This window comes from Methylorubrum sp. SL192, assembly GCF_026672325.1.
Taxonomy (GTDB): Bacteria; Pseudomonadota; Alphaproteobacteria; order Rhizobiales; family Beijerinckiaceae; genus Methylobacterium; species Methylobacterium extorquens.
This window is the reverse complement of sequence record NZ_JAPPQV010000001.1, coordinates 57,540-82,430: the sequence shown is the minus strand read 5'-3', so window position 1 is coordinate 82,430 and position 24,891 is coordinate 57,540. Positions and strand designations below refer to the sequence as shown.

At 67.8% G+C, this 24,891-nt stretch carries 34 protein-coding genes and 1 pseudogene; 18 read left to right on the top strand and 17 right to left on the bottom strand.

Annotated features, from left to right (window positions below; translation table 11 throughout):
• The first annotated feature begins 20 nt into the window (after positions 1 to 20).
• From OVA30_RS00495 to OVA30_RS00485, 3 genes are read left to right on the top strand one after another with little or no spacing between them, the layout of a single operon-like run.
• Entirely contained in the window at positions 21 to 1,271 is a 1,251-nt protein-coding gene (locus OVA30_RS00495) for a Zn-dependent hydrolase (RefSeq protein ID WP_209688068.1), read from the top strand.
• Positions 1,272 to 1,295: 24 nt separating this feature from the next.
• A complete protein-coding gene (locus OVA30_RS00490; RefSeq protein WP_209688069.1) occupies positions 1,296 to 2,783 on the top strand; it encodes a M81 family metallopeptidase in 1,488 nt (495 codons plus the stop codon).
• Positions 2,784 to 2,800: 17 nt separating this feature from the next.
• Positions 2,801 to 3,571, top strand: a complete 771-nt coding sequence (locus OVA30_RS00485; RefSeq protein ID WP_209688070.1) for a FadR/GntR family transcriptional regulator — start codon at positions 2,801 to 2,803, stop codon at positions 3,569 to 3,571.
• A gap of 119 nt (positions 3,572 to 3,690) precedes the next feature.
• Here OVA30_RS00485 and OVA30_RS00480 read toward each other — a convergent pair whose 3' ends face one another.
• The 6 genes and pseudogenes from OVA30_RS00480 to OVA30_RS00455 all read right to left on the bottom strand — a co-directional run bounded on the left by OVA30_RS00480 (position 3,691) and on the right by OVA30_RS00455 (position 8,537).
• Complete coding sequence (locus tag OVA30_RS00480; RefSeq protein ID WP_268174241.1) at positions 3,691 to 4,467, bottom strand: IS6 family transposase; 777 nt, start codon at positions 4,465 to 4,467, stop codon at positions 3,691 to 3,693.
• Positions 4,468 to 4,878: 411 nt separating this feature from the next.
• The gene (locus tag OVA30_RS00475) at positions 4,879 to 5,319 is read right to left on the bottom strand and encodes an MIP/aquaporin family protein (RefSeq protein ID WP_253386689.1); all 441 of its coding nucleotides are present in this window, start codon (positions 5,317 to 5,319) and stop codon (positions 4,879 to 4,881) included.
• Positions 5,320 to 5,353: 34 nt separating this feature from the next.
• Positions 5,354 to 5,560, bottom strand: a pseudogene (locus OVA30_RS00470) (aquaporin); the annotation flags it as partial.
• A gap of 211 nt (positions 5,561 to 5,771) precedes the next feature.
• Positions 5,772 to 7,340 (bottom strand): GMC family oxidoreductase, encoded by a 1,569-nt coding sequence (locus OVA30_RS00465; RefSeq protein WP_209688072.1) that lies wholly within the window; start codon positions 7,338 to 7,340, stop codon positions 5,772 to 5,774.
• A 101-nt stretch (positions 7,341 to 7,441) separates the two neighbouring features.
• The gene (locus tag OVA30_RS00460; RefSeq protein ID WP_060768970.1) at positions 7,442 to 7,975 is read right to left on the bottom strand and encodes a Twin-arginine translocation pathway signal; all 534 of its coding nucleotides are present in this window, start codon (positions 7,973 to 7,975) and stop codon (positions 7,442 to 7,444) included.
• A 157-nt stretch (positions 7,976 to 8,132) separates the two neighbouring features.
• Positions 8,133 to 8,537, bottom strand: a complete 405-nt coding sequence (locus tag OVA30_RS00455; RefSeq protein ID WP_060768969.1) for a VOC family protein — start codon at positions 8,535 to 8,537, stop codon at positions 8,133 to 8,135.
• A 620-nt stretch (positions 8,538 to 9,157) separates the two neighbouring features.
• Between OVA30_RS00455 and OVA30_RS00450 the strand changes: the two genes are divergently transcribed.
• Entirely contained in the window at positions 9,158 to 10,258 is a 1,101-nt protein-coding gene (locus OVA30_RS00450; protein ID WP_209688074.1) for a glycerol dehydrogenase, read from the top strand.
• 405 nt (positions 10,259 to 10,663) lie between these two features.
• Complete coding sequence (locus tag OVA30_RS00445) at positions 10,664 to 11,029, top strand: ribbon-helix-helix domain-containing protein (protein WP_209688075.1); 366 nt, start codon at positions 10,664 to 10,666, stop codon at positions 11,027 to 11,029.
• Positions 11,030 to 11,376: 347 nt separating this feature from the next.
• Here OVA30_RS00445 and tnpB read toward each other — a convergent pair whose 3' ends face one another.
• Entirely contained in the window at positions 11,377 to 11,535 is a 159-nt protein-coding gene (tnpB, locus tag OVA30_RS00440; protein ID WP_209688076.1) for an IS66 family insertion sequence element accessory protein TnpB, read from the bottom strand.
• A complete protein-coding gene (gene tnpA, locus OVA30_RS00435; protein WP_253386688.1) occupies positions 11,532 to 11,906 on the bottom strand; it encodes an IS66-like element accessory protein TnpA in 375 nt (124 codons plus the stop codon). Before tnpA ends, tnpB begins: the two co-directional genes overlap by 4 nt.
• A gap of 190 nt (positions 11,907 to 12,096) precedes the next feature.
• Here tnpA and OVA30_RS00430 point away from each other — a divergent pair, with 190 nt between their 5' ends.
• A complete protein-coding gene (locus OVA30_RS00430; RefSeq protein WP_253394438.1) occupies positions 12,097 to 13,512 on the top strand; it encodes an IS4 family transposase in 1,416 nt (471 codons plus the stop codon).
• Between the two features lie 117 nt (positions 13,513 to 13,629).
• Here OVA30_RS00430 and OVA30_RS00425 read toward each other — a convergent pair whose 3' ends face one another.
• The 3 genes from OVA30_RS00425 to OVA30_RS00415 form a co-directional block, all read right to left on the bottom strand.
• Positions 13,630 to 14,052: a hypothetical protein gene (locus tag OVA30_RS00425; protein ID WP_209688079.1), complete on the bottom strand. Its 423-nt coding sequence runs from the start codon at positions 14,050 to 14,052 to the stop codon at positions 13,630 to 13,632.
• Between the two features lie 83 nt (positions 14,053 to 14,135).
• The gene (locus tag OVA30_RS00420) at positions 14,136 to 14,552 is read right to left on the bottom strand and encodes a thermonuclease family protein (RefSeq protein ID WP_268174240.1); all 417 of its coding nucleotides are present in this window, start codon (positions 14,550 to 14,552) and stop codon (positions 14,136 to 14,138) included.
• An 88-nt stretch (positions 14,553 to 14,640) separates the two neighbouring features.
• Positions 14,641 to 15,021, bottom strand: a complete 381-nt coding sequence (locus OVA30_RS00415) for a hypothetical protein (RefSeq protein ID WP_253374199.1) — start codon at positions 15,019 to 15,021, stop codon at positions 14,641 to 14,643.
• Between the two features lie 133 nt (positions 15,022 to 15,154).
• Between OVA30_RS00415 and OVA30_RS00410 the strand changes: the two genes are divergently transcribed.
• Together OVA30_RS00410 and OVA30_RS00405 are read left to right on the top strand one after the other, a co-directional pair.
• On the top strand, positions 15,155 to 15,697 hold the full coding sequence (locus tag OVA30_RS00410) for a hypothetical protein (RefSeq protein WP_209688081.1): 543 nt from the start codon (positions 15,155 to 15,157) through the stop codon (positions 15,695 to 15,697).
• The gene (locus OVA30_RS00405; protein WP_268174239.1) at positions 15,694 to 16,002 is read left to right on the top strand and encodes a hypothetical protein; all 309 of its coding nucleotides are present in this window, start codon (positions 15,694 to 15,696) and stop codon (positions 16,000 to 16,002) included. Before OVA30_RS00410 ends, OVA30_RS00405 begins: the two co-directional genes overlap by 4 nt.
• Positions 16,003 to 16,326: 324 nt before the next feature.
• Here OVA30_RS00405 and OVA30_RS00400 read toward each other — a convergent pair whose 3' ends face one another.
• Positions 16,327 to 16,494, bottom strand: coding sequence for a hypothetical protein (locus OVA30_RS00400; RefSeq protein WP_209688083.1), 168 nt, complete (start codon positions 16,492 to 16,494; stop codon positions 16,327 to 16,329).
• Between the two features lie 73 nt (positions 16,495 to 16,567).
• A complete protein-coding gene (locus OVA30_RS00395; protein ID WP_209688084.1) occupies positions 16,568 to 17,032 on the bottom strand; it encodes a hypothetical protein in 465 nt (154 codons plus the stop codon).
• 658 nt (positions 17,033 to 17,690) lie between these two features.
• Between OVA30_RS00395 and OVA30_RS00390 the strand changes: the two genes are divergently transcribed.
• Positions 17,691 to 17,861 (top strand): hypothetical protein, encoded by a 171-nt coding sequence (locus tag OVA30_RS00390; RefSeq protein WP_209688085.1) that lies wholly within the window; start codon positions 17,691 to 17,693, stop codon positions 17,859 to 17,861.
• 253 nt (positions 17,862 to 18,114) lie between these two features.
• A complete protein-coding gene (locus OVA30_RS00385; protein WP_268174238.1) occupies positions 18,115 to 18,255 on the top strand; it encodes a hypothetical protein in 141 nt (46 codons plus the stop codon).
• On the opposite strand, the gene OVA30_RS00380 is transcribed toward OVA30_RS00385, so the two are convergent.
• A protein-coding gene (locus OVA30_RS00380) for an IS5 family transposase (RefSeq protein WP_153876776.1) occupies positions 18,248 to 19,014 on the bottom strand; the annotation gives its coding sequence in 2 pieces (ribosomal slippage) (positions 18,248 to 18,699 and positions 18,699 to 19,014; 768 coding nt in all). The genes OVA30_RS00385 and OVA30_RS00380 overlap by 8 nt on opposite strands.
• 71 nt (positions 19,015 to 19,085) lie before the next feature.
• On the opposite strand from OVA30_RS00380, the gene OVA30_RS00375 reads away from it, so the two are divergent.
• A complete protein-coding gene (locus OVA30_RS00375) occupies positions 19,086 to 19,697 on the top strand; it encodes a methyltransferase domain-containing protein (RefSeq protein WP_209688088.1) in 612 nt (203 codons plus the stop codon).
• Between the two features lie 43 nt (positions 19,698 to 19,740).
• Here OVA30_RS00375 and OVA30_RS00370 read toward each other — a convergent pair whose 3' ends face one another.
• Positions 19,741 to 19,995: a hypothetical protein gene (locus OVA30_RS00370; RefSeq protein ID WP_209688089.1), complete on the bottom strand. Its 255-nt coding sequence runs from the start codon at positions 19,993 to 19,995 to the stop codon at positions 19,741 to 19,743.
• A 41-nt stretch (positions 19,996 to 20,036) separates the two neighbouring features.
• Between OVA30_RS00370 and OVA30_RS00365 the strand changes: the two genes are divergently transcribed.
• The 7 genes from OVA30_RS00365 to OVA30_RS00335 all read left to right on the top strand — a co-directional run bounded on the left by OVA30_RS00365 (position 20,037) and on the right by OVA30_RS00335 (position 24,281).
• Complete coding sequence (locus OVA30_RS00365) at positions 20,037 to 20,285, top strand: type II toxin-antitoxin system VapB family antitoxin (RefSeq protein WP_209688090.1); 249 nt, start codon at positions 20,037 to 20,039, stop codon at positions 20,283 to 20,285.
• Positions 20,285 to 20,680: a type II toxin-antitoxin system VapC family toxin gene (locus OVA30_RS00360; protein ID WP_209688091.1), complete on the top strand. Its 396-nt coding sequence runs from the start codon at positions 20,285 to 20,287 to the stop codon at positions 20,678 to 20,680. The genes OVA30_RS00365 and OVA30_RS00360 overlap by 1 nt, the downstream gene beginning before the upstream one ends.
• Before the next feature lie 360 nt (positions 20,681 to 21,040).
• Positions 21,041 to 21,382, top strand: coding sequence for a DUF736 domain-containing protein (locus OVA30_RS00355; protein WP_253374202.1), 342 nt, complete (start codon positions 21,041 to 21,043; stop codon positions 21,380 to 21,382).
• Positions 21,383 to 21,449: 67 nt separating this feature from the next.
• On the top strand, positions 21,450 to 21,698 hold the full coding sequence (locus OVA30_RS00350) for a hypothetical protein (protein ID WP_209688093.1): 249 nt from the start codon (positions 21,450 to 21,452) through the stop codon (positions 21,696 to 21,698).
• 128 nt (positions 21,699 to 21,826) lie between these two features.
• Positions 21,827 to 22,156: a DUF5983 family protein gene (locus OVA30_RS25980; RefSeq protein WP_442786086.1), complete on the top strand. Its 330-nt coding sequence runs from the start codon at positions 21,827 to 21,829 to the stop codon at positions 22,154 to 22,156.
• Between the two features lie 140 nt (positions 22,157 to 22,296).
• Complete coding sequence (locus OVA30_RS00340) at positions 22,297 to 23,316, top strand: ArdC family protein (protein WP_253374204.1); 1,020 nt, start codon at positions 22,297 to 22,299, stop codon at positions 23,314 to 23,316.
• Positions 23,316 to 24,281 carry a hypothetical protein gene (locus OVA30_RS00335; protein ID WP_268174237.1) on the top strand — a complete coding sequence of 322 codons (966 nt, stop codon included), beginning with the start codon at positions 23,316 to 23,318 and terminating at the stop codon, positions 24,279 to 24,281. The genes OVA30_RS00340 and OVA30_RS00335 overlap by 1 nt, the downstream gene beginning before the upstream one ends.
• Here the strand turns inward: OVA30_RS00335 and OVA30_RS00330 are convergent.
• Together OVA30_RS00330 and OVA30_RS00325 are read right to left on the bottom strand one after the other, a co-directional pair.
• Positions 24,202 to 24,534, bottom strand: coding sequence for a putative quinol monooxygenase (locus OVA30_RS00330; RefSeq protein ID WP_268174236.1), 333 nt, complete (start codon positions 24,532 to 24,534; stop codon positions 24,202 to 24,204). The genes OVA30_RS00335 and OVA30_RS00330 overlap by 80 nt on opposite strands.
• Positions 24,534 to 24,815: a hypothetical protein gene (locus OVA30_RS00325; RefSeq protein WP_268174235.1), complete on the bottom strand. Its 282-nt coding sequence runs from the start codon at positions 24,813 to 24,815 to the stop codon at positions 24,534 to 24,536. The genes OVA30_RS00330 and OVA30_RS00325 overlap by 1 nt, the downstream gene beginning before the upstream one ends.
• Positions 24,816 to 24,891: the final 76 nt, after the last annotated feature.

The window sequence follows — 24,891 nt, the reverse complement described above, 5'->3', positions numbered from 1 at the left end:
GCAGCGAACCCAGGACATCCATGTCGAACCTCACCATCAACGCCGAGCGCCTCTGGGACACCCTGACCGAGACCGCCGCCATCGGTGCCACTTCCGACGGCGGCATTGCCCGCCTGACCCTGAGCGACGAGGACCGCCAAGTGCGCGACTGGCTCCGGGTCCAGGTCGAAGCGCTCGGCTGCACCCTCACGGTGGATGCGGTGGGCAACATGTTCGCCCTGCGCCCCGGCCGGAACCCGGACCTGAAGCCCATCGCATTCGGCAGCCACCTCGACACCCAGCCCACCGGCGGCAGGTTCGACGGTGTGCTCGGCGTGCTCGCCGGGCTCGAGGTGCTCCGCACCCTGGACGGGGCCGCCTACGTCACCGAGGCGCCGCTGCTGCTGGTGAACTGGACCAACGAGGAGGGCGCGCGCTTCGCCCCCGCCATGCTCGGCTCTGGGGTCTATGCGGGCATCTATGCCGGCGACTGGGCCGAGGCCCGTGAGGACGCGGCGGGAACCTGCTTCGGCGCAGCGCTCGACGCCATCGGCTATCGCGGCGTGGCGGCACCGGGCTCCGTGCCGTTCGGCGCGATGTTCGAACTCCATATTGAGCAGGGGCCGATCCTGGAGGCGCAAGGGGCTACCATCGGCGTCGTGCAGGGCGTGCAGGGCATGCGCTGGTACGAGGTTACCCTGGAGGGGCAGTCCGCCCATACCGGCTCGACCCCGATGGCGATGCGGCGCAATGCGCTCCTCGGCGCCGCGCGCCTCGTGGAAGCGGTGGATGCCGCGGCGCACGCGCACGCCCCCGACGCCGTCGGCACGGTCGGCCACCTCTGCGTGACGCCCAACTCCCACAATGTGATCCCCGGCCACGTGTTTCTCACCGTGGATCTGCGCCACCCCGACGACGCCGTGCTCGACGCCATGGAGGCGGCCATGAGCGAGGTGCTCGACAGCATCGCCAGCGACCTGTCCCTCGCCTCGCAGCTGCGTCCCATTGCCCGGACCGCCCCGGTCGCTTTCGATCTCGACTGCATCGCCTCCGTGCGGCGCGCGGCCGATAAGGGCGGGCACGCCACCCGCGATATCGTTTCGGGCGCCGGCCACGACGCGGCGCATCTGGCGGGCCTCGTGCCGACCACCATGGTGTTTGTGCCGAGCGCCGGCGGCCTCAGCCACAACCCGGCGGAATCGACGACGCCATCGGAATGCGCGGCCGGCGCACAGGTTCTCCTCGACGCCGTGCTCGACTATGATTCCCGCACAAGCAGCTCGGCGGCCTGATGCGCCGCTCAAGAAGGCGCGTTCATGCGTATCGTCACAGCCAGGGTGAACCACGAGACCAACACGTTCTCGCCCCTCGCGACCCCGCTTACCAGCTTCAATCCGCTCTGGGGGGATGATGCCCTGGCGGCGGGGCGGGACGCCTCCACGGCGCTAGGCGCCTTCATTCGGTTCGCGCAGGCGCGCGGGGCAGTCGTTTCGGTGCCGGTGTCGGCTCAAGCGAATCCGAGCGGACCCGTGGCGGACTCCGCCTTCGAGGCGCTCTGCGCCGCGCTTCTCGAGGCGATCCGCCCCGGCTGCGACGCCATCCTCCTTGACCTTCACGGGGCGATGGTGACCGAGAGCCACGACGACGGGGAGGGCGAGCTTCTCGCCCGCATCCGCGAAATCGCGCCCGGCACGCCCATCGGGGTCGCTCTGGATCTTCACGGCAACATCACCGGCCGGGTGGTCGACAATTGCGACGTGCTGGCAGGCTTCAAGTCCTACCCGCACGTTGACATGGCCGAGACCGGCGAGCGCGTGGCCGGCATCGTCGGACGAATGCTCGACGAGGGGCTACGGCCGGCTAGGGCCTGGATACATCCTCCGATGCTCGCCCACACCCTGCGCATGGACACCCGCGTGGCGGGACCGATGCGAGACGCCGTCCTGGCGGCTCAGACAGTCGAGACCCGTCCCGGCGTACTGGCGGCCACGATCTTCGGCGGCTTCTCCCTTGCGGATCTCGCCGAGACCGGTGTCTCCGTCACGGTCACGGCGGAAAGTCAGGAGGCCGCCGACGAGGCAGCCCGAGACCTCGCCGCAGGGCTCTGGGGCAACCGCGAAAGCTTCGTCTATGACGAGGCGCCCCTGGCCGAGTCCATCGCAGCGGCACAGGCTGCGCTAGCCGGGCCGGGCGACGGCCCGGTGCTTCTCCTCGACCACGGCGACAACTGCATGTCGGGGGGCACCTGCGACGTGATGGACGTGCTCGCCAACGCCCTCGAGGCCGGCCTCGAGGGCATCGTTGCCGGCCCGATCTGCGACCCCCGCGCCGTCTCCATCCTGCACGCGGCCGGCGTCGGCGCCCGGGTCGAACTGGAGATCGGCAATCGCGTCCCCCTGCCGGGTTTCGGCCCTAGGTTGCCCCTCACAGTCGCCGGCACCGTGGCAGCGGTCGGCGACGGCGAATATCGTATCACCGGCCCGACCTATACGGGACAGCGCTGCAGCATGGGCCGGGCGGCGGTGATCGATACGGGGAGGGCCCGCATCCTTGTCAGTGAGCAGCCGCACGAGCCATGGGACCTCGGCGTGTTCACCGCTTGCGGAATCAACCCGGCCACGGCACGAGTCCTGATCCTAAAATCGCGGATGTACTGTCGACCCGTCTTCGAGCCAATCGCATGTACCGTCGTGGAGTGCGCGAGCCGCGGCGTAACCAGTTCCGACTACGGGCTGTTCACGTTCGAGAAGCTCGCCCGCCCGATCTTTCCTCTGGACCAAAACGTGGCCTGGAATCCGCAATGACTGCGCCCGGTCCAAGGATGAAGCAGAACCCGGCGCCGATGCGCCGCATCAAACTCTCCGACCAGATTGCCGAGGACCTGTGTAGGCGCATCGCCCGCGACCGTTTGCTGCCGGGTGATCGCCTGCCGAACGAACGTGCCCTGATGCAGCATTATAGCTGCGCTAAGGGGACGATCCGAGAAGCACTGAAGGCTCTCGAGGTCCAGGGCCTTGTGGCGATGCAGTCCGGTCCGAATGGCGGCGCCGAAATCCGCCCGATCTCCACTGATGCCGCCGCACAACAATTGCGTCGCTTCTTCCACTTCCAGGAACTTGATTTTGCCCATGTCTACGCCTTACGCCGCAGTTTGGAGGTAGCGCTGAGCATCAGCGTGATCGGGCGCTTGAAGCCTCATGACTTCCAACGTCTGGAGGCAAATATTGCAGAGTGCGAGGCAGCTAACACGAGCGGTCAGCGCAGGATCGGCCGTATTATTGAGGTCGATTTTCACGACATGTTATGTGATGCAAGTGATAATCACTTGTTAGTGTTTATGTGTCGGTTCCTAAACAGCCTGCTACGCGACTTGGTTGAGTTTCGCAGTGAAAGCCTAGTTGAACACGAAGCCTTTGGAAGTCACAACGTTGCCAGCCATCGGGCACTTGTCACTGCCTTACGCGCGGAGGATGCAGATGCGGTCAGCGTTGAAATGCACAAACACATGTGCTGTGCTGAGCACTTCATGCAGCGTCTCGACGCAAAGTTTCGAGAGGATCTCCTAAGCTCGTCTAGTCCAGATCGAGCATAATCGCTCTTCAAATATAACCTTAGACTAATTTTTATAGTTAAGGCTGGGAGATCAATTGGTTCTGAGAACCCGGCTTGTTGCAGCTCGGCCGGACGTCAACTGTAAAATTCGAAAGCGTTCTATCCGCCTCTGACGGTGTCGACACCATGCAACACATCTATCCCTACTTTGAGCTGGAGCCCAAGCAACCAGTTCCGCTCGCGCACACTCCACGCGCCGGCAAACCCAAAGCCCTTGCGGAGCCAGAGCATGGCCTCGAAGCCCTGGATGGTGCGTCGGGCCGTATGGAAGGAGCGAAAGCCGCCGATCCGGGGCATGTTCTTCTTGACCCGGAAGTGATCGCTCTCGATGCCCTGCTGCAGGTGCTTCGTGATGTAGTGGGTTGGGGTACAGGCCAGGAGGCCGTCGGTCTTCACGGCCGCGATGGCAGGCGGATAGGTGCTGGCGCCGTCCGTGCCGATCCGGTCAGGTGCAAGAAGCGGCTGGTCCGCCTGCATCTTGCGGAAGAAGCGCTTCGCCGCGTCGAGATCCCGGTTGGCAGTTAGTAGGAAGTCGACCGGGTTGCCGTGCTTGTCGACGGCTCGGTACAGGTAGCGCCACTCGCCACGCACCTTGATGTAGGTCTCGTCGATCCGGACTGATCCGCAATGTGGTTTGCGGAACTGGCGCAGCCGCTTCTCGATCAACGGCGAGTAGGCGAGCACCCAGCGGTTCAGGGTGCTGTGATCGACCTCGACGCCGCGCTCCGTGAACAGCTCCTCGATGTCGCGGTAGCTCAGCGGGTAACGCAGGTACCAGGAGACGGCCTGAACGATCAGGGCCGCCTCGTAGTGCCGGCCCTTGAAGTCGGCGCGGGCACGCTGCTTCAGCTTTGCAGCGATGGCAGACAGGATCATGGGGTGGCCTCCGAAACGGGAGGGGCCATGCGGGCTCTATGCTCAACGCGGAGTAAACGTCGGCGCTATTGCGTTTGCGACAGGCCCCTTCGCATCACCGGCGTGCTCCTTCACGCGGAGCATGTCGAGTTCGATGTCATTCAGCGCGAACGCCAGAAGCCCGTCGTAGGGACCGACCCTCGAAATTCCCATGCCGAGATCGTCCGCTCCCCGCTTGCGCGCTTGGCGAGTCCCTCGTGCCGCGAACGGAGGGCGTCGCGTTCGCGCTCGTGATGCCCTCGGGAAGCGGATGAGACGCCCCCGAGCCTTCCGTCCTTGGTGTCTCTCACAAAACTCCCGCCGCGCTGTCATCGCCAGAGCGAGAACGGTCAGAGACCGGGAGTTTTGCGAGGCACTCTTACGCAGCCCGGGTCAGAACCCGATCATCCGGATCGCTAGGGCTGCCGCGGCGGCACCCACCAGGGGTGCGGCGAAGGGGATCAGGGCGTATCCCCAGTCCGAGCCGCCCTTTCCGGCGATCGGCAGGAGCGCGTGGGCGCAGCGGGGGCCGAAATCGCGGGCGGGGTTGATGCCGTAGCCCGTGGTGCCGCCGAGGGAGAGGCCGATGCCCCAGATCACCATGCCGACGAGATAGGGCGCAAGGCCCGTCGGAATGCTGCCCGCGTTGCCCACCGCCTTCGACAGCAGGGCGCCGACGATGAGGACGAGCATGAAGGTTCCGATAATCTCGGAGAGCCAGTTGGCGCCGGGCTTCCGGATCGCCGGCGCGGTGCAGAAGCAGGCGAGCTTCAGGCCCTGGTCCTCGGTCGCGCCCCAATGCGGCAGGTAAGTGCAGCCAGACCATCGCGGCACCGAGGAACGCACCGATCATCTGGGCCGGGACGTAGACCGGGAGCTTGCTCCAGTCGCCCGAGTTGATCGCGGCGGCCAGCGTCACCGCCGGGTTGATGTGGGCGTCGCCGCTGCCCGTGGCGGTGGCCACGAAGATCGCGCCGAGCACCGCGAAGGCCCACCCGGCGGTGATCGCGACCCAGCCGCTCCCCTCCGCCTTCGATCCCCGGAGCAGCGTGCCGGCCACGACGCCGTTGCCCATGATGATCAGGACCATCGTCCCGAGAAGTTCACCCAGAAATGGCGATGTCATGCTGTCCTCCCCCCATTCGATCGTTGTTTCGCGTCGTCCCAGCCGCGTCCGTTCCCGCTTCCCCCCGGGCGTAGGAGAGGCGCAGGCCGGCGCGTTCGCCGGGAGGCTTGTCCCCCGGCGTCCGTGTCAATGAGCGGTGATGGCGGGTCCGGCGGGCCGATCAGATCTCGCCGCGGCTCATCCGTCCGGCGATGTGGTCGGCCTGGCGCAGGGCGAGGGCGACGATGGTCAGCGTGGGGTTCTCCGCCGCGCCGGTCGTGAATTGCGAGCCGTCCGAGACGAACAGGTTCGCCACATCGTGGGCTTGGCCGAAGCGGTTGACGACGCCGTCGCGCGCCTTCTCGCTCATCCGGTTGGTGCCGAGATTATGAGTCGAAGGATAGGGCGGGGTTTGGATGGTCCGGACCGCGCCCACCGCGTCGTAGATCGCGCTGCCCTGCCGGTAGGCGTGGTTGCGCATGGCCTTGTCGTTCGGGTGATCGTCGTAACGGACCGAGGCGACCGGCATGCCGAAGGCGTCCTTGTCCTCGGCGAGGGTGATCCGGTTCTCCGCCCGGGGCATGTCTTCGCCGACGATCCAGAGGCCGGCCGTGTTGCGGTAGTTGTCGAGGGCACTCGCGAAGTCGCGGCCCCATTTCGACGGGTCGAGGAAGGCCGCCATGAAGGGCAGGCCGAGGGAGACCGTCTCGAACTCGTAGCCGCCGACAAAACCTCGGCTCGGGTCGTGCCGGGCCTCGTCGCGCACGATCCCGGCCATGGTGGTGCCGCGATGCATGTTCACCGGCTTGTCGAAGATGCCGTAGACCGAGCCTGTGGTGTGGCGCATGTAGTTGCGCCCGACCTGGCCGGAGGAATTGGCCAGCCCGTCCGGGAACCGGGCCGAGTGCGAGTTCAGCAGCAGGCGCGGGCTCTCGAGGGAGTTGCCGGCCACTGCGACCGCGCGCGCCTTCTGCCGGTGTTCGACGCCCTGCTTGTCGGCGTAGACGACGCCCGAGACCTTGCCGGCGGCGTCGTGCTCGATCCTCAGAACCTGGCAGCCCGACCGAACTTCGAGCCGGCCGGTCGCCTCGCCCTTCGGGATCTCGGCGATGAGGGTTGACCATTTCGCGCCGGACTTGCAGCCCTGGAAGCAGAACCCGATCTGCATGCAGGAGGCGCGCTCGTCGCGCGGCTCGGAATTGATCGCCATCCGGCCGGTGCTGACCTCCTTGTAGCCGATCTTGCGCGCACCGGCCTCCATGACCTTGAAGTTGTTGTTGCCCGGCAGGCCGGGGATGCCGTTGGTGCGCGTCACGCCCATCCTGTCCTCGGCCATGGCGTACCAGGGCTCCATCTCGGACAGATCGATCGGCCAATCGAGCAGGGTGGCGCCCGCCACGTCGCCGTAATGCGTGCGCGTCTTGAACTCATGGGCCTGGAAGCGCAGGGAGGCGCCCGCCCAGTGCACCGTCGAGCCACCGACCGCCTTCACGATCCAGGCCGGCAGATTCGGGAAATCCTCGGCGACCTGCCAGGAACCCGTGGCAAAGCGCTTGTCCTTCCAGGCGAGCTGGGAGAACGAATCCCACTCGTCGTTGAGGAAATCGAAGGTCTCGTGCCGGTCGCCGGCTTCCAGGATAACGGTGTCGATGCCCTTGAGGGCGAGCTGCGTGCCGAGGGTTCCGCCGCCGGCACCCGAGCCGACGATGACGAACACCGAGCCGTCGTTGAGATCGTAAGGGGCTGACATGGTTTCCTCCTGCTCCGCGCCGGCCCGACCCCGTCTTCATGCGGGATCGTCGGTCCGGGCGGCGAACACGTGCGCGTCGGCGCGGGGGCGCCGGGTTCGGGTCAGAGCCAGTTAATGTCGTCGAAGCCGCGATGCAGGTAGCCGCCCTTGTCGAACGAGGCACCCTCGTAGCCGAAGATCGGCCACAGCTCCTTCTGGTTGTAGAGGCCGACGATGAGGTTGGAGCGCACCTTCTGGAAGAAGGGAGTCGGCTCGATCGCCTTGAGCAGGGCGTCCCGGTCCGCCTCTCGCTCGATCTTGGCGTAGGGCACGCGATGGCGGGCAGCGGCCTCCCTGTCGAGGGCGGCCATCCCGTCCTCGAGGAGGTCGAGTTCCACCGGGGCGGCGCGCGCCGCCTCGTCGAGGATCCGGACCGCGGCGGCATAGAACCGGTCGGCGACGCGAGCGTGAGGGTAGCAGTCGCGTGACATCTGGACGAGGGACGCCAACGTCTCGGGCTTCGTCGCCTTCGGCATCTGCGCCCAGGCCCTGCCGGTCACGAGCCCATCCGGCATGATCGCCACGGCCAGCAGCGTGGAACCGGCCGCCCCCAGGAACACGCGGCGGGATAGGCGCGCGGGCTCCTTGTCCTGCATCCTCATTCGCTTCCTCCCTCGTTCGTTCCGTGTCGTGCAGTCGCGTGGCGGGCCGGCGCCGTCCTTCGAAAGAGGACGCGCGCGGACGAGGCGCTCGCTTACTGTTTCTGCATCATCTTTTTCCCGAAAGTCGGCAGCGACCCTTCGGGATGATGCTCTAGGCGAAGCGCCATCCGCGTTCGAGGACCTCGATCTTGTAGCCGTCCGGATCCTCGATGAAGAAGAACCGTGCGGTTCCGCCGCTCGGATGGCGCAGGGACTTGATGTCCTTCGGCCCGAGGCCGGCCTCGCCCATGCGCCGGTGCGCCGCCTCGAGATCGGCGACCGAGACGGCGAGATGCCCGTAGCCGCTCCCGAGATCGTAGGCCCCGTCCTGGCCCTTGTTGACCGTCAGTTCCAGCTCGAAGCCGGATTGAGCGTTCGACATGTAGATCAGCGTGAAGCTCTCGAAGTCCAGCCGATCGGCAATGTCGAGGGAGAAAGCCGTTTTATAGAAAGCCACGGATGCCGCCTCGTCGCGGACACGGATCATCGAATGGATGAGCTTGGGAACGTCGTTCATGGGCTTTCCTCACCGCGGCGACCCGAACCTGCCACCGCCAACCATCATGACACACTAGAACTTCTCTAGAACGACGCGGTAGTAGCATGATACTGCATCGTAGCTTGCTGCGCTCCGGAGCTGAATCCCGGTATTTTGCAAGGTAAGCCGAGACCCCGGAAAACGAGGCCGCCCCCATATGTCGTATTGTGTCCACGCATTCGGGAGCGGGACGGGCTCGCGACTGTCGCGGCAGGGCTGCCGGGGCGAAGCGCGGCTCGGCTGGACCAGAACGCTGTCGTCCGGCACGAGCACGGTGCGCGCGAGCGTCTCGTCCAGCGCAAGCGCAGCCGGATGGAGAATATAGCATCAATAACGGCTCGGGTAGTATGATGTTACCACAGTATAAAATTGAGAGCTTTGCTGAAAACCATCGGTAACCCGCAATATTTCTCTGGACTGAATCCCCAAAATCGTAGATGGCAGGCGAGAGCCTCGCCGGTCTGCTGAGCCACCGGGCCATCGGGCTCCTCGCCTGCCGCGTCGCATGCGTGCGGTGAAAGACCAGTGTCGTCCGGCACCACGGAACGCCACCGTCCCCGGACCTCGACGAACCAGCAAGACCAGCAAGGGAGAGAACAATGGCAAAATGGGTCTTCGCGTCGCCCTCGCGCTACGTCCAGGGCGCCGGCATGATCGCCCATCTCGGCGAGCATCTGTCGGCCCTCGGCCGGAACGCCTTCATCCTGGCCGACGACACCGCCTGGGGCATCGTCGGGCGCGACGCCGAGGCGGCGATGCAGGACAAGCTCACCTTCCGCCGCGAGGCGTTCGGGGGTGAGGCTTCGAACGCCGAGATCCGCCGCATGGCGGGCTTGGCGCGCGAGGCGGGCGCCGAGGTGATCGTCGGCATGGGCGGCGGCAAGGCGATGGATACCGCCAAGGCCACTGCCGACGACCTCGGCCTGCCCGTGGCCATCGTCCCCACCATCGCCTCGACGGACGCACCCTGCAGCGCGCTGTCGGTGATCTATTCGCCGGACGGCGTGTTCGAGACCTACCGGTTCTATTCCAAGAACCCGGATCTCGTCCTCGTGGACACGGCCGTCTGCGCCAGGGCGCCGGTGCGGCTGTTCGCGTCGGGCATCGCCGACGGGCTGGCCACGAACGTCGAGGCCAAGGCCACGTGGCGCAGCCGCGCGCGCACGATGGCGGGGGGCGCACAGACCATCGCCGGCGGCGCCATCGCGCAGGTCTGCGAGGACACGCTCTTCGCCCACGGCTTGAGCGCCTACCGGGCTGTCGAGAAGGGCCTCGTAACTCCGGCGGTAGAGGCCGTGGTGGAGGCGGCCACGCTCCTGTCCGGCCTCGGCTTCGAGAACGGCGGGCTGGCGGCCGCCCACGCGATCCACAACGGCTTCACGGCGCTCGAGGGCGACATCCATCACCTCACCCACGGCGAGAAGGTCGCCTACGGCATTCTCGTCCAGCTCGTGCTCGACCAGCAGCCGATCGCGGATTTCGAGCGCTTCGTGCGCCTCTTCCGCGCGATCCGGATGCCGGTGTCGCTGCGGGAACTGCATATCGAGGGCGTCTCGCGCCGCGATCTCGTTAAGGTGGGCGAACTCGCCAACAGCCCGAACGACACCCTGCAGAACCTATCGCCGCACTTCACCGACGACGCTATCGCCGACGCCATACTGGCCACGGATCTCCTGGCGGCGGGCGTCTCGGCGGCCTGACCGGGCGCATCGATCCCCGCCCCGCGGAGCCTGCCTCGCCGCCCCGGCGCAGGCGGGCCTTCCGATTGAGCGAGGACCTTCAAACCGCCCCTGTGAGACGTGAGACAGATTTCGCGTCTCCAGTCTCACGGTCGGGACTTTCCTTCGACCGATTAACCCGCCCTGCGCCGGGATTTATCCACATCGCTGCGAAGTCGCGGAGCAGGCCGGCCTTCGCCGGTCCTTCCGCCTCATCGCGGCGCGGGGTCCGAGAGAAGCTAAACCCGTATATCGAGGCACTAAGCTGGATTCCGCATGACATACAGGCCGTGATTCTCCCGCTTCCCGGCGCCCGTCGCCGGAACCGCAATTGATCCGGCGCCCGGACCTCTCCTACTCTGCGTCATCGGATCCGGGACGAACGCGATGTGTGGACTGTTCTCAAATCTGCCCTCGACCCAGTACGACGGAGAAACGCGCTCGGTCCGCCTGGGCGGGCATTCGACCTCGATCCGGCTGGAGACGATGTTCTGGCGCGTGCTGGAGGACCTCGCGGCGTCCCAGGACGTCTCGCTCCCGCGCTTCCTCACGGTCCTGTACGACGAGGTACTCGATCGCCACGGTGAAGCGCGCAACTTCACCTCCCTGCTGCGGTGCGCCTGCCTCACGCATCTGGAACTGCAGGCGACGGGGGGAACCGTCTCCTGGCAATCGCGCGCCTGTGCCAATTCCCAGGACGCTCCCCGCTTCGGTCTGCGCCACGGTCGCCCACACGAGGCCAAAATCGCCTGACGCGGCCGGAAGCGCGTGATCCCTGCGCCCTGTAGCGGGCTCGATGCAAGAAGGAGGGGAGCGGGCGACCCGGATCATGCGTGGTCTCCTCGACGAGGATGCCCAGGCACCGCGCCGCCAGCCGGCCGATCAGCACGATCAGTCTCGCTCTCCGGTCCGAAGGCAGGTCGGACCAGGACGGGGCTCGCGAGGGGATCGTGTCGGCCATTCCGGAGGGCCCTCCAGCCGACCACCGCGAGCAGCGCCTGCGCGCTCACGACCGGTCCGGTGATGGAATCAACCTCCTCTGCAGAGGTTCCAAGGATGTGGGGCCCACAGGCCCTGGCCGTCCCGCCAAAGCCCCTTGATCAAGTGCCCCTGCGCCCGCGGAAGACGAAGGCCTGTCCCGAGAACGGAAACCACGCGAGGTGATCCTGCACGAGGCTGGCCAGGCCGTCGAAGCCCTTGCGCATGTCGGTGCGGCCGGTCGCCAGCCAGACCCGGGAACCGGAGGGGACCGGGATCATCGTCCCAGGAGCGCCGCAATCACGCCCTGCAGGAGGGCGACCTCAGCGCCCGCCTCGGCGCGCCCCCGATGATCGCCGGCCAGCTCGATCTCGATGCCGCCGGGATGGAGCGGCTCGTCCCGGACGCTGGAGGGGGGAGCCGGCAGCCCAAGCGGGATGAAGCGCGGGCGGGAGCCCGCCATCGGTGCAGGCGCTCCGGCCCGCAGGGCACGGCGCCAGCGGAACAGCAGGCTCGCATGAAGCCCGTGCCGACGTGCCACCTCGGAAGCCGTCGTCGCCGGATCGTCCGCCTCGGCGAGGATCGCGCGCTTCCGCTCGGGCGACCAGGTCCGTCGCGTTCCCGCGACGACGATGTGAGGCGTGCTCGTCATAGGTCCAGACACAGGGCCGATACAGCGCCATCCCGCGCCATCACCTGTATCCAGACCCGAGCCCTATCCGCACAAGGCAGCCGTCACCGACTTCCTATTACCCAGATCTGGGCCGACGTCGGGGACGTTGCGCGGCCTGCTCATGCATGATTCGCTGATGCGCACCTGATCCAGGAGGACGAGGTGCGCCATGAACGCCGTCGCACGGTGCTGGTGGGAGGATGAACTCGCTGCGTGCACCTTCAACGATGCCCGCCTGCGACAGCGGCTGCACCGCCTCGTCGCGCAGATGGACCGCAGCCTCGGCGCCAGCTTGCCGTTCGCCTGCCAGGACTGGGCCAACACCAAGGCGGCGTACCGGTTCTTCGCCAACCGGCGTGTCAGCGAGGCCCAGATCCTGTCGGGACACTTCGCAGCGACGGGTGAGCGCGTCCGGGCCAGCGATGGCCCCGTGCTGGTCTTGCAGGACACGACCGAGTTCACCTTCCAGCGCGAGAGCCGTGAGACGGTCGGGATCACCCGCCGCGTCAACAGCGGTCGGGACAAAGCGGGCCAGTTCCGCATGCACACGCTCTGCGGCCTGCTCATGCACGCCTCGCTCGCCGTGACCGCCGACGGTCTGCCACTCGGGCTGGCAGCGGTGAAGTTCCGGTCGCGCGACAAGTTCAAGGGCACGAACGCGCTCAAACGCAAGATCAACCCGACCCGCGTACCGATCGAACAGAAGGAGAGCTTCCGCTGGCTGGAGAACCTGCGGCAATCGACGTCGCTGTTCGGCGCGCCGAGCCGCTGCGTCCACGTCGGCGACCGCGAGAGCGACATCTACGAGCTGTTCTGCTTGGCCCACGGCCTCGGCACGCACTTCATAGTGCGCAGCTGCGTCGACCGGCTGGCCGGCGACGGTCGGCACACGATCACCGACGCGATGAGCGAGGTCGCCGTCCAGGGCCTGCATCGCGTCGAGGTCCGCGACCGGGCGGGGCGGCTCGGCACGGCCGCGGTCGAACTGCGCTACCGCCGCATCACAGTGCCGCCGCCGATCGGCAAGCAGAAATGCTATCCCGCGCTGTCGCTCACCGTCCTCCACGCCCGCGAGCCGGGGACGCCGAAGGACCGCCCCGCGATCGACTGGCGGCTGATCACCGACCTGCCCGTCGACGATCCCGACCAAGCCGTCGAGAAACTGCGCTGGTATGCCCGGCGGTGGAAGATCGAGGTGTTCCACCACATCCTGAAGACCGGCTGCCGCGCCGAAGATGCACGGCTGCGCACGGCCGAGCGCCTCGTCAAGCTGATCGCGGTGTTCTGCATCCTGGCGTGGCGGGTGTTCTGGACGACCATGGTGGGCCGCGCGGCGCCGGGTGCGGACCCGCGCTTGGCCGTCACCGCTGCCGAGATCGCGCTGCTCGATCGCCTCGTCCCCGATCGGGCGGCCGGCGGGCGAACTCTCTCGGCCTACGTGGTGAAGGTCGCGCGCCTCGGCGGCTACCTCGCCCGCTCACGGGACCCGCCGCCCGGCAATCTCGTCATGTGGCGCGGCTTCGCCCGGCTCGCCGACATCATGCTCGGTGCCACGTTCGCCCGAGCATCACCAGGATGTGGGTAATAGGAAGCCGCTTGAGGGCAAAGTCGGTCCCCTCGTCGCGCAGGAACGCGGCGAGCAGCGCACGGTCCTTCCCATCGATCAGCGCGGCTAGGCGTGACCTGTCGGATTCGACTGTCATCAGAGCACCGGATACAGCCCGAGGAACAGGTCCCCCAGCGCCCGGCGGCGCAGGAAGGTCAGGCGTCGCCGCCGGATGTGCTCCGGCCGGTCGTGCTCCAGGTGGCAGCGCTGGCACCAGGCGGCGAGATCGGCGGGGCCGTTGCGGCTGGTGTCGTGCTCGCGGTGGCAGGCGGCCAGGATCGGCCGGGTCAGCCGGGCACTCGCCAGGTCTGGCATGCGCCGCAGAATGCGCCCCCGGCCCGAGCGCCAGACGCCGCCGTCGGCATCGTACCAGCTCCCGTCATCGACGCAGACGATGACCCGCCCATGCGGGCGTCCGCAGCGCTCGCAGAACCCGCCGGCACGGCCGAAGCGGATCACCGCCGAGAGCTGCGGCCAGTCGATCGGGTAGAAGTGGCGGTGTTCGGGGCGGATCGGCACGGTCCGGCCACGCTAGCACGGCAGAGAGTCCGAGGAATCCCCCCGGCGCCTCGTCGTCCCTCGGAATTCGGTCGCCCGGCTCCTCAGCGCCGATCCGAGCGGCACCAGTGATCCGCCCGCTCCTCCCAAGCCTTCCGGCCCGGCCGGTAGGCCACCGCCAGGCCCTCCCGCATCAGGATCGCGCTGACCTCTCCCGCTGGCACCCGCAACGTCCCGAGCGTCCGGCCGTAGCGATCGGTCTCGCCGGCGCGCGCCAGCTCGACGGCCTGTCCGCGGATCAGGCGGGCCAAGCGCTCCTTCGCCTTCAGGCCAGCGATCCGCTCGGCCTCGCAGCGCGGCCGAGACACCTCCGGCGTGTCGATCCCACTCAAACGGACCTTCTCGGCACAGCCGCGCACGGGCACGGCGCAGGGGAGGGCGACGGTATCGCCGTCGATGACGATCAGGCGGTCGCCATCGAACCGCTCGGCCGACGCCGGCCGGCTCGCCAGCGTGCTCATACAGCCGACGGCCAACCCAGCACGGCCCACATCCGACGGCTCATCGCAGTTCCCTCACGCTCGCGGTGTTCGCGCCCGGCCTATCGCCTCAGCCCCCATAAGCCCAGATCGGGATGTCCCGCGGCCGACCGGGTGTGTCGCGATAGTAGGTCAGGTCGCCGAAGCCGATCCGGGTCGAATTGATCCACTGCACCGTGCGCCCGCCCAGCACCAGGGCACCACAATGGTCCACCCGGACGGTGCCGACCGTGGGATGGATCCCGAACAGGTCGAGCTCGCTCCAGCCGAGATCCACCGCCTCCGCTCCGAAGCGCTCGAGGAAGTCGAGCATCGCCGCGTGGACCCTCTGCCACGTCTCGCCATGCAGGCCGGGGCAGGGGGACGTCGCCGGGTTCATGCGCTCGATGCGGTCGCGCCAGGAGTGAAAATTCGGTGCAGGGTCGGTGGCGACGGGGTGGGGAGCTGACATCCCGGCCCCTTACCTCAGGCCGGTCGCCCGGTCCTAACTGGGACCGGGCTCAAGAGTCGGAGGAGGCCAGGGGCTTCGCGATGGGATGATCGACCGGAGAGAGGCTCCGGTGCCCGTCGCGAAAGCTAAGCCGGTGCCCCGTCTTCTCGTCCTTGCCTGCTCGGCAACCAAGCGCCCCGATCCCGACCGCATCCCGGCACTCGCGCGCTACGACGGCCCGCTGTGGCGGACCCTGCGCGCCGCCGACCCGGAGGGCCGGCGGGCCCGGGTCGCATTCCTGTCGGCGCTTTACGGCTTCCGCGACGCGGCGACGCCGATCGCCGACTACGACGCGCGGCTGACCCAGGATCTCGCCGAGCGGATGATCGCCGGCGGCGTGACGACGCGATGGCCGCGCCCGCCCTCGCCGCGGCGGCCCGACACCTGCGGCATGCACGCCGGCGCCGAGATCGCCTCGATGACAGGGTATGGCGCCGAGCCGTTCGAGGATGTCGCGCTGGTGGGTGGACGGCTCTACCTCGACGTCATGCAGGCATTCGTGGCGGGCTTCGTCACCATGGGCTGCGTCCGGCCGGACGCCCGCATCACCGTCATCAACGGGCCGATCGGCTTGATGCGGCGAGATCTTCGACATTGGTTGATCGAGGCCGCCTCGGAGCGGGGAGGGCGATCATGACCGCTCGCGTCGGGCACAACGGCGGGCCGGCCCTCGACGAGCCGGCCGACACGCGCCCCGGCCGGTGCAAGCACTGCCGGCACTGGATGGCGCCCTCGGACGAGGAGCAGCGGGCCTACGAGTGGTTCCACCTCGGTCTGTCCCGCCGCCGCGTCCGGCGGCCGACGGGCGCCTGCGACCGCGTCTTGGTCGGCAACAATCCCCGGCCGCCCTTCTCGGCCACCTCGGCCGAGTTCGGCTGCGACAACTTCGAGGCGGCTCCGCCGCCCCCGATCCCTCGCAGCGGCGGCTTCGTCACGATTTAACAGGATGGACGCATCGCTTGGCAGGGCAGGGAGGAGGACATCCCGGCCCGCTTCCTCCAACAGGACCTCGATTTGTGAGGACTGGCGGCCTTACGTCTCCCGTTGCTGCATTCTGAACTAAATGAAAATAGAATGACGACATGAACAATCCAAAGGCATGATGCGCAAATTAATTGCGTGATAATGGTGCCGGAAGTGACTGATAAATGTAGCTTGAGGGCAGAAATCTACCTATATCCGCTCTCGTTCTGTCCCAAGACTTGAACCGACTTACGGCGCGCTCCTCGAACGAGGGGCGCGCCGATCCTCTTGCGGGGCCGGGCCCTAGCGCCAGCGTTCGCCGGTCCCGAGTCCGATCACCCGACCGTCGAGCGGGGCGATCTCGACGGCCACTTTCCCCCAGAACCGATCCCGGGCCGCATCCGCGCCGCGCGCGGCCCGAGCCCGATCCCGGGCCAGCCAGTAGGCCGGGCCGCCATAGCGCGCGACCATGATCCGGGCTCTTGCCCGGACCCGCGCACGGTCCCGCGCTTGGCGCAGCCAGCACATCCCCGCCTCGCAGGGGTCAGTTGGGGATGGCCTCTCCGCTCGGCTCCTCCGCCGCCATGTCCTCTTCGGAAAGGGCTCCGAGCAGGATCAGGACACTGCCGAGGTTGAGCATCGAGCGGATCGACCGTCCGGTGTCCACCGAGACGGAATTGCCCCGCCATGCGAGGTAGCAGAGGCGCAGAGCGGCGATGTCCGGATCGGACGTCGCGTCCAGCCGGTGGCCGCCCTTGCCCGACCTGCGCGGCAGCTTGGCGGTGAAGCCTTTCGGCGTGTAGCCGAGCTCGCTCAGCAGATCCACGAGCGCGAAACGACGCTCGGCGAGCAGGCATTCGGCCTGGATCAGGTCGCCATGGGTGACGATCCGCGACCCTTCATCGATCCCGTCCTGCACCCGTTCAAGCTCGACGAGGGCCTTGATGTAGAGGCGCTGGGCCTCGATCGTCCGCGCTTCCAGGGTTTCGCGATCGTGCGGGCGGTGCATCGAACCACCCCTGCAGGCCCGTGTCCGCGGTGCGCCCCCGCTAACGAGACTCGACCACCCATAGTCGGGGAGTTGGAAAACCGTGTCTGAACGGTCCCTACGACCTTTAGCAGCGGGGCGCCTGGACATGCGTCGCAGGCTCCCCGACCAAGAAGGTCAAGGAATCCGGCGCCGTCACGGCCGGCGCCAAACCGTCAGACAAGGGGTTTCCACGCCCCAGGGCGGCGCGTACCACCCCGACCGGATCGTAGGCGCTCGTGCGGACGCGATCCAGTCCGAAGCTGCGGTTTGCCACGCTTGGTTGCGCGAGGGATCGCCCCCGCCACCAAGCCTTCGCGGCCATCGTGACGGCAACAGAGCTCTGGCGCTCCATCCGAGAGATGCCCGACCCGCTCAGATCCGGCAACGCTGGCGACGACATCACGAGAGGCCGACGACGGCGCATACCTCGGCGCGTCGTGCAGGGGCCACCCCGCTCTGATCGGCGCTGACCCTTGGTCACTCCCGGGGCCTTCCACGATCAACCCTCAAGGGGTCCGCTCCGCATGCGCGGGCGGCCGCTCCCGGCTTCGCCTCCCGCGGTGATCGCGGCCCCGTCCGGACCTTTCGGGCGCCTGTCGAGCGGGGACGGTCCCCGCCGCAGGACGGGAGCCGCACCATGGCGCACGATCTCACCCTCGCCCGCAGCAGCGCCTACCACCTGGCCCAGTCGCTGATGGTCTGCGTCACCCTCTTTGTCACCGACGGCGGCTACGGCGTCATGCCCAGCGACGAGTTCGACGGCGACCCGGCGAGCGTGATCCACGAGTTCGACCCCCACGGCGAATGAGAGCGGCGTGCGCCGGGCCGGGGGATTGCCCCGGCCGAGGCCTTTGCTCAATCCGCCTCGGGTTCACGCGGCAGGGCGGCCTGCCCCTGGACCGTGCTCTTCAGTCGGTGAGCAGGACGGGATCGGTTCGTTGCCGCGGCAGAGCCTTCGCCCGTCGTGCATGTCGTCGGGCCTCCCCGTCCCATGGGCTTGGACAAGAGACGGAGATCGTCGATAGCCGCGAGCCGACAATCTGATCCATGGAGCACCGCTCATGAGCGAAGTTCAGCGCCACTACGAAGATTTGCTAGCCAGTCATTATTTATGGATGAGTGAAATGACATTTTTGGACAAGGTTGCGGAGCAGCGCAAGTTGTTGGAGGTGCTTGGCTTCCTAGGGCCTGTTGTCACTTGATCCAATCGCAGGCTGCGGCGAGGCAGAGGACGCCTGTGAAGCTGGCGGCGGTCTTCTCGTAGCGGGTGGCCACCGCCCGCCATTCCTTCAGCCGCGCCCAGAGGCGCTCGACGCGGTTGCGGTTGGTGTAGATCCAGTCCGGGCAGCGGGTGGGTGCTTCGTTGCGCTTGGTGGGGACGGCCGGCTTGGCGCCCACGTCGCGGATGTGCTGACGGAAGCCGTGACTGGAGTAGCCGCGGTCGGCCACGACCCACAGCGGCACGCCGGGCAACTGGTCGAGCAACGGCACGGCGTGGGGCAGTTCGTGCGCCTGTCCCGGCGCGAGGCGGAAGGCGACGGCGCGGCCCGCGCCGTCGGCGATCACGCAGGCCTTGGTGCCATACCCGCCACGAGACCGGCCAAGCGCTTCACGACCGTCTCGCTCGGTCGCAGATCCCCCCTTTTGGCCGCACCTGCCGCCTTCTGGTGCGCCCGCATGTTGGTGCCGTCGAGGAACACCATGCCGAGCTGCACGCCGCGCTCCTGCACCAGGGCGAGCAGGCGCTCCCACACCCCGGCGCGCGCCCAGCGGATGAAGATCTGCGCCGCCCGCCACCACGGCCCGAACTCGTCTGGAATGGCGCGCCACTTGGCCCCGTTCTGGTGCCGCCACAGGATGGCCGAGAGCGTGCGTTGCAGGTCCTGCGGCGGGGTCTTCGCCTTCGGCCGGCAGGCATGCACCAGCGGCTCTAGAGCCGCCCACTGCGCGTCGTTCAGCATCAGCCCGCTCCATCCAGAGGACGGAAAACGCTCACACTCCCAGGACGTTCAGGCGACGACAGACCCTAGCCGTGTCGAAAGGCGTGGCTCTCGATCTTGGCTGCGGTCCAGGTTATCGAGCAGCGGCTCTATGTGATCTTGGGTGCCAATCAGTTATTGCTTTAGATACAAGTCAGGCACTGCTTGATGAGTTAAAGTCTGTTACCGGCAGTCGATCCATCGATGCTCAACTTGCAGACTTGCGTGAATTTACGTCAATCGTTGGTGCAGAGGGTGCCGACGCCATTGTCTGCATGGGGGATACACTCACCCACCTTGATGATCGAGCCGATGTGTCGAAGCTGTTGCACGATGCCTACCACACATTACGTCCCAATGGCCGGCTCGCACTGACGTTTCGAGATTTCTCGGTTGAGCTGACCGGTGCCGACCGATTTATACCAGTGCGCGCAGACGACCGGCGTATTATGCTATGCGCGCTGCTGTATGAGCCCGAGCATGTCGTAGTAAAAGATCTTGTTTATCTCCGTTCGAACAATGGATGGCATCTTCGTAAAAGCAGCTATCGAAAGATCCGTCTTGTTCCATCATCGATCTCTAGTGAATTACGCACGATAGGTTTCTCTGTCGAGATAGATGTAACTATCGACCGGATGCAGGCCATCGTCGCGCGTAAGCGATAGAAGTCAAATCTATAATTGCTCCGCCTCCGGCCGAGGCCTCCATTCACTCCGGTTCGGGCTCCGGCGGCAGGGCGGCCAAGCCTTGGATCGCCGCCTTCAGTCGGTGCTTCCTCTCCGCACTGTCGACGAACCACATCTCGATCTCGACCGGATCGAGCGTGTCGACATAGGCCGAGCGCGGCACCACGCAGCCGACCTCCCGGATCGTGCGAATGTTGTGCTGGTAGCGCCGGACCTGCTCCGCCAGCGGGAGTTCCGGGCCGTGCCGGAGAAGCTGGTCGGCGGGCCACCTCGGCATTGCTCTACCCTTTCGAGCCTTTCGGCCCGCGCGGGATATTCATGCCGCTCTACGTCAAGGATCCGCAGGTCGATGCTTTGGCCGATGAGCTCGCGGCGTTGGCGCGCAGCACCAAGACCGAAGCAGTCCGGCAGGCGCTTCAGAATGAGATCGCCCGCGAGAAAGGCAAGGCCGATCTCGTCGAGCAGTCGGTCGCCTTCGTGCGCCAACTGAAGCAGCGCGCCGGTTCCGGGCCGGGACAGCCCGTCGACAAGGCGCTCATCGACAGCCTCTACGGCGAAGGCCGCTGATGTTCGTCGACGCCTCCGCGCTGATCGCGATCCTCACCGACGAAGCCGAGGCGCGGATTCTTGTGGCCCGCCTCCAGCGGGCGCCGCGCCGCATCACCACGCCGCCCGCGGTATGGGCGAACACCGTCGTGGTGGCCCGCAGCCTCGGCCTGCCGATCCCGGAGGCCAGGGAGGCGCTCCAGGCGTATCTGGCGCTCGCCAGCATCCAAGTGGTCAGCGTGCCCGCCAGCGTCACCGACGGCGCGCTCGACGCCTACGATCGCTACGGCGAGGGACGGCACCCGGCTGCCCTCAACTTCGGCGACTGCCTCGCCTATGCCTGTGCCCGCTACTACCGGCTGCCGCTGCTCTACAAGGGCGACGGCTTCGCGCGGACCGACATCGAGGCGGCGTGATCCTGGCTGGGAGCTCGGAGCGAGCGTCATCGACCGGAGCGCGTGTCAGGTCGGTCCGGCGGGCCAGGGGACGCCAGGCTGTCCTCGAACCCCCGCGCACGAACCGCTGCCCTGCGGCCTTTCGAGATCGGCTGGTCTAACCGGGGACGGCTTCGCCTCGGCCGGACTACCGCAACGGCGGGATCCCGGGTTTCTTCCCCGCCGCCCTGCGGGCGGCTCCTCGCGGAACAACAAACCCGGCCCCCTGCCGTCCTCCGCTGCGCTTCGGCCAGCACGCTGGTGCGGCGCCGGCCGCCTCCGGCTCAACGACCGCCATCGAGGCCGCGAGGGCGCGGCTCCGAAGCGAGAGAGGACCTCACCATGGCGACCATCGGCACCTTCACCCGGACCCAGAACGGCTTCACCGGCGAGATCGCGACCCTGACGATCCAGGCCAAGCGGGTCACGATCGTCGAGACGACTGGCGACAGCGAGAACGCGCCCACGCACCGCATCTACCTCGGCAAGGCGGAGATCGGCGCCGGCTGGGCCAAGCGCTCGCAGGAGCAGCGCGACTACATCTCCCTCAAGATCGACGATCCGAGCCTGCCCGCCCCGCTCTTCGCCAACCTCTTCGCCGCCGAGGATGGCAAGACCTTCCAGGCGATCTGGAGCCGCTCCAAGGGCCGCCAGCAGGGCCGCCAGCAGAGCCGCCGGGACTGAGCCCCGGAGCCTCGGCGCCCCGCCCCGACGGGCGGGGCGGGTTCAGGATCAAGCGGAGAACATCGGAATGGCTTACGCGTTTGACACACTCGGATATTCCAAGACCCTGCGCACGGCTGGTATCCCTGCCGAACAGGCAGAGGCCCATGCCGAGGCGGCCCGGGAGTTCATCATGCACGAACTCGTCACGAAGGAAGATCTGCGCACGGCAATGGAGCTTCAGACGCTCCAGATGACGGTGCGTCTCGGCGGCATCGTCGCGGCCGGTTTCGTGGCCGGGTTTGCAGCGCTTGCAGCCCTCATCAAGCTGACCTAATCGGGTTCTGGCGCCTCGCACCGCTGGGCGGGGCGCCGAAGAGCTGGAGACAGGGCTGAGTTTCGCGACGGTTCGGTGTCCGGAGAGATGGTTTCCGGCAGCCGTCGTGAGATCCCTTCCATGACCATCTGCCTGTTTTTCTGCCCGGCCTCGGTTCAGTACCTCGAGCCGGAGAACTACGTGACGTCGCCGAGACCGGTCCCGGCCGGCCGGGTGGGGCGGCCTACGACGCCGAAGATCCCTGGCACGCGCTGATCGTCGATCCGCACAGCCACGGTTGCTGGATCCACACCGGCATCGTCGGCGCCGGCATGCCCGACGGGCTGCCCGCCTCCCTCGTCGCGGTGCTGCGCGCCGCGCACGCGCAGGACGCCGTCTGGATCCTCTTCGACACCGAGCTGGAGCCGACGACGTTCGACCTGCCCGTGTTCGATCATTCCAGCCCCAGGCAGGGATAGGCGGATTCCCCCCGGCGTCGCGCCTTCCCCGGTCACCCTTCCGCGTGGCGCTGCCCTTCAGAGGGAGAGGGGGCGCTGCGCTGCGTGACGGGAGATCAGGCTGGAGAGAGGCTCCGGCGCCCGTCGCGAGAGCACCGCCGATGGCCCGCCGCCCCTCCTCCTCCCGGAAAGCCGCTGCCCGCCGCACCGAGGCCACTCCAGCCCCGCGCGTCGATCTCTACCAGCGCATCACCGACACAATCATCGCCCAGCTCGAACAGGGCCGCGTGCCGTGGGTGCAGCCGTGGGGCGACCTGCCGGGGACCGCCGCGGTCGGGATGCCGCGTAATGCCCAGACCGACCGGGCGTATTCCGGGATCAACGTGATGCTGCTGTGGGGAAGCGGCATGGCCATGGGCTACCCGACCCAGCGCTGGCTCACCTTCCGCCAGGCGCTCTCCCTCGGCGGCTGCGTCCGCCGCGGCGAGAAGGGCACCCCGGTCGTCTACGCCAATCGCTTCACACCCGAGCAGGAGCGTGCGCGGGCCTCGCAGGCGGGCGAGGAGGCGCGCTCGATCGCGTTCCTGAAGCAGTACTGGGTGTTCAACGCCGCGCAGTGCGACGGCCTGCCGGAGGACCTCTACCTGCCGCCCCCGCCGCCGCGCGAGGACCTGATCGAGCCGCGCTTCCGTGCCCTGATGGAGGCGAGCGGCCTGACCATCCACATGGGTGGCCAGATGGCGTTCTACCGCCCATCCGACGACGCGATCGTGCTGCCGCCGCCGCAGGCCTTCCACGAGCCGATCAACTTTCACAGGACCGCGGCGCACGAGATGAGCCACGCGACGGGCCATCCCTCGCGGCTCGCCCGCGATTTCACTGGCCGCTACGGCAGCGAAGGGCACGCCCGCGAGGAGCTCGTCGCCGAGATCTCGGCAGCCTACGTCTGCGCCAGCCTCGGCATCGTACCGACGGTGCGCCACGCCGACTACATCGCGTCCTGGCTCGAGGTGCTGCGCTCCGATCCCCGCGCCATCGTGCAGGCGGCGGGGCTTGCCAGCCGCTCGGCCGACTGGCTGCTCGGCCGCCTGCCGCCCGAGCTCGCCCCGGCCGGTGTCGGCGAACAGATCGAGGAGGATGGGCCGGAGGACGAGACGGCGCCCCTGCAGGAGGCGGCGTGATGCGCTTCAAGCGCTGGCCGCGTCCGACGCCGTTCGAGGACACGTCGCGCAAACGCGCGGCGTACCGGCGCAAACAAGTCCGCGAGCAGGCGGCGCTGCCCCTGTTCGCCGAAGCGATCGCCGAGCGCCAGCTCGACGTCGACGTCGAGATGGTGCGGCGTACCGGCCAATGGGAGCGCCAGCAGCAGGAGAGCCGCCGGCAGCGGGCCGACGGCTGGCGCCGGACCCGCGCCCGTCTCTTCGCGCACCCGACCGCCCAGCGCTTGGCGATCCGGGCGCTGTGGCGGGTCTGCCCATATCCGGCCGATCCGAGCTACCTCGGGACCCTGCTGCACGAGATCGCCACCGGCCGGATCGATCCGGCTCGGCCTCCGTGGGGCGGTCGGCACACATTCACCCCCCGGACGACGCCGAACCCGGCGAGCTTCGTCGAGGCCTTCCGGCAGATCGGCCAGCGCACGGTCGGCGGCGGCCCGAAGACCACCGGCGCCGACGAGCGCCTGTTCTGCGGCAATCTCGGCTCGGGGACCCTCACGATCGCGCCGTCGCGCACGTGCACGTCGCCCCGTTCGAGATCGCCGACCAACGGATCCATGCTGACGACCAAGCCGCCGGAGAGGACGACCTCGGGCGGCCCGCCCGCCGCGCCGGTCGCCTGGGCGGAGCCGGCACGGCCGGGAAGCGTGGCGGCGGCTAGGAAGGCGCCTGCGGACAGGAGAACGTCGCGGCGGCGGGCGGTCATGCGGGGTCTCCGGATTGGTGGCGGGATCTGGAAAGGGTGCGGGCGCCGCCGGGGACGGCGGCGCTCCGGCACCAAGCGTCCATGTCCGGCACGGGGCGGTGCCGCGGGGCGATCGTTCGGCGGTCGCGCGCCAGCGCGACGGCTCAGCTCGGTGCGGCGTCCGAGAGAAGGCGCCGACCTTCGCCGAGCGGTCGGGCAAGGGATTCCGCCCAGATCGCGTTGAACGGCTCGACCACGTCCAGAAGAGCCTGCTGGAAGGCTTCGCGCTTCTCCGGCTTGACGTGGAGGGTGACGGCGACGTTGCGCGTGGCGGCCGGGTCCGTGATCGGCTTTTCCGGCGCCATCGGCGAGAGGCGCACCAGATGCAGCTCCTGCGGCGCCCCGTTCAAGTCGCTTTCGATGCGGTCGACGACGGCCTGAAGGTGCGGCGTCTGGCCATGTGCCTCGACCGCGGCCTCGTTGGCCCAGCGCTCCATCAGGAGCAGCTCGTTGCCACAGTCCGCGCGGCGGTAGGCGTCGAAGGAGACGGTGCGGCCTCCTCGCGCGAGGCGCGCGCGTTCGCGCGCATCACCGCCAGGAACCCGTCCATCGCCTCCGGTTTGACGGAGATCGAGGCATAGAACTCGATCGGCGTCGGCGCAGCGTCCTTGGCGGACGCCGCCCCGCCGCCGCCCCGCCCGGGGACGCTGCGAGAAGGAGGGTCGGCAGTCCCCGCCAGGGCCGCGCTTCGGATGGCTGCGTCGAGCGTATTCGTCATGTCGCGTCATCCTCCATATTCTTGTCCGGCCTCGTCGGATCGAGGGCGGTGACGGGGCATTCAAGCGGGCGAGCCG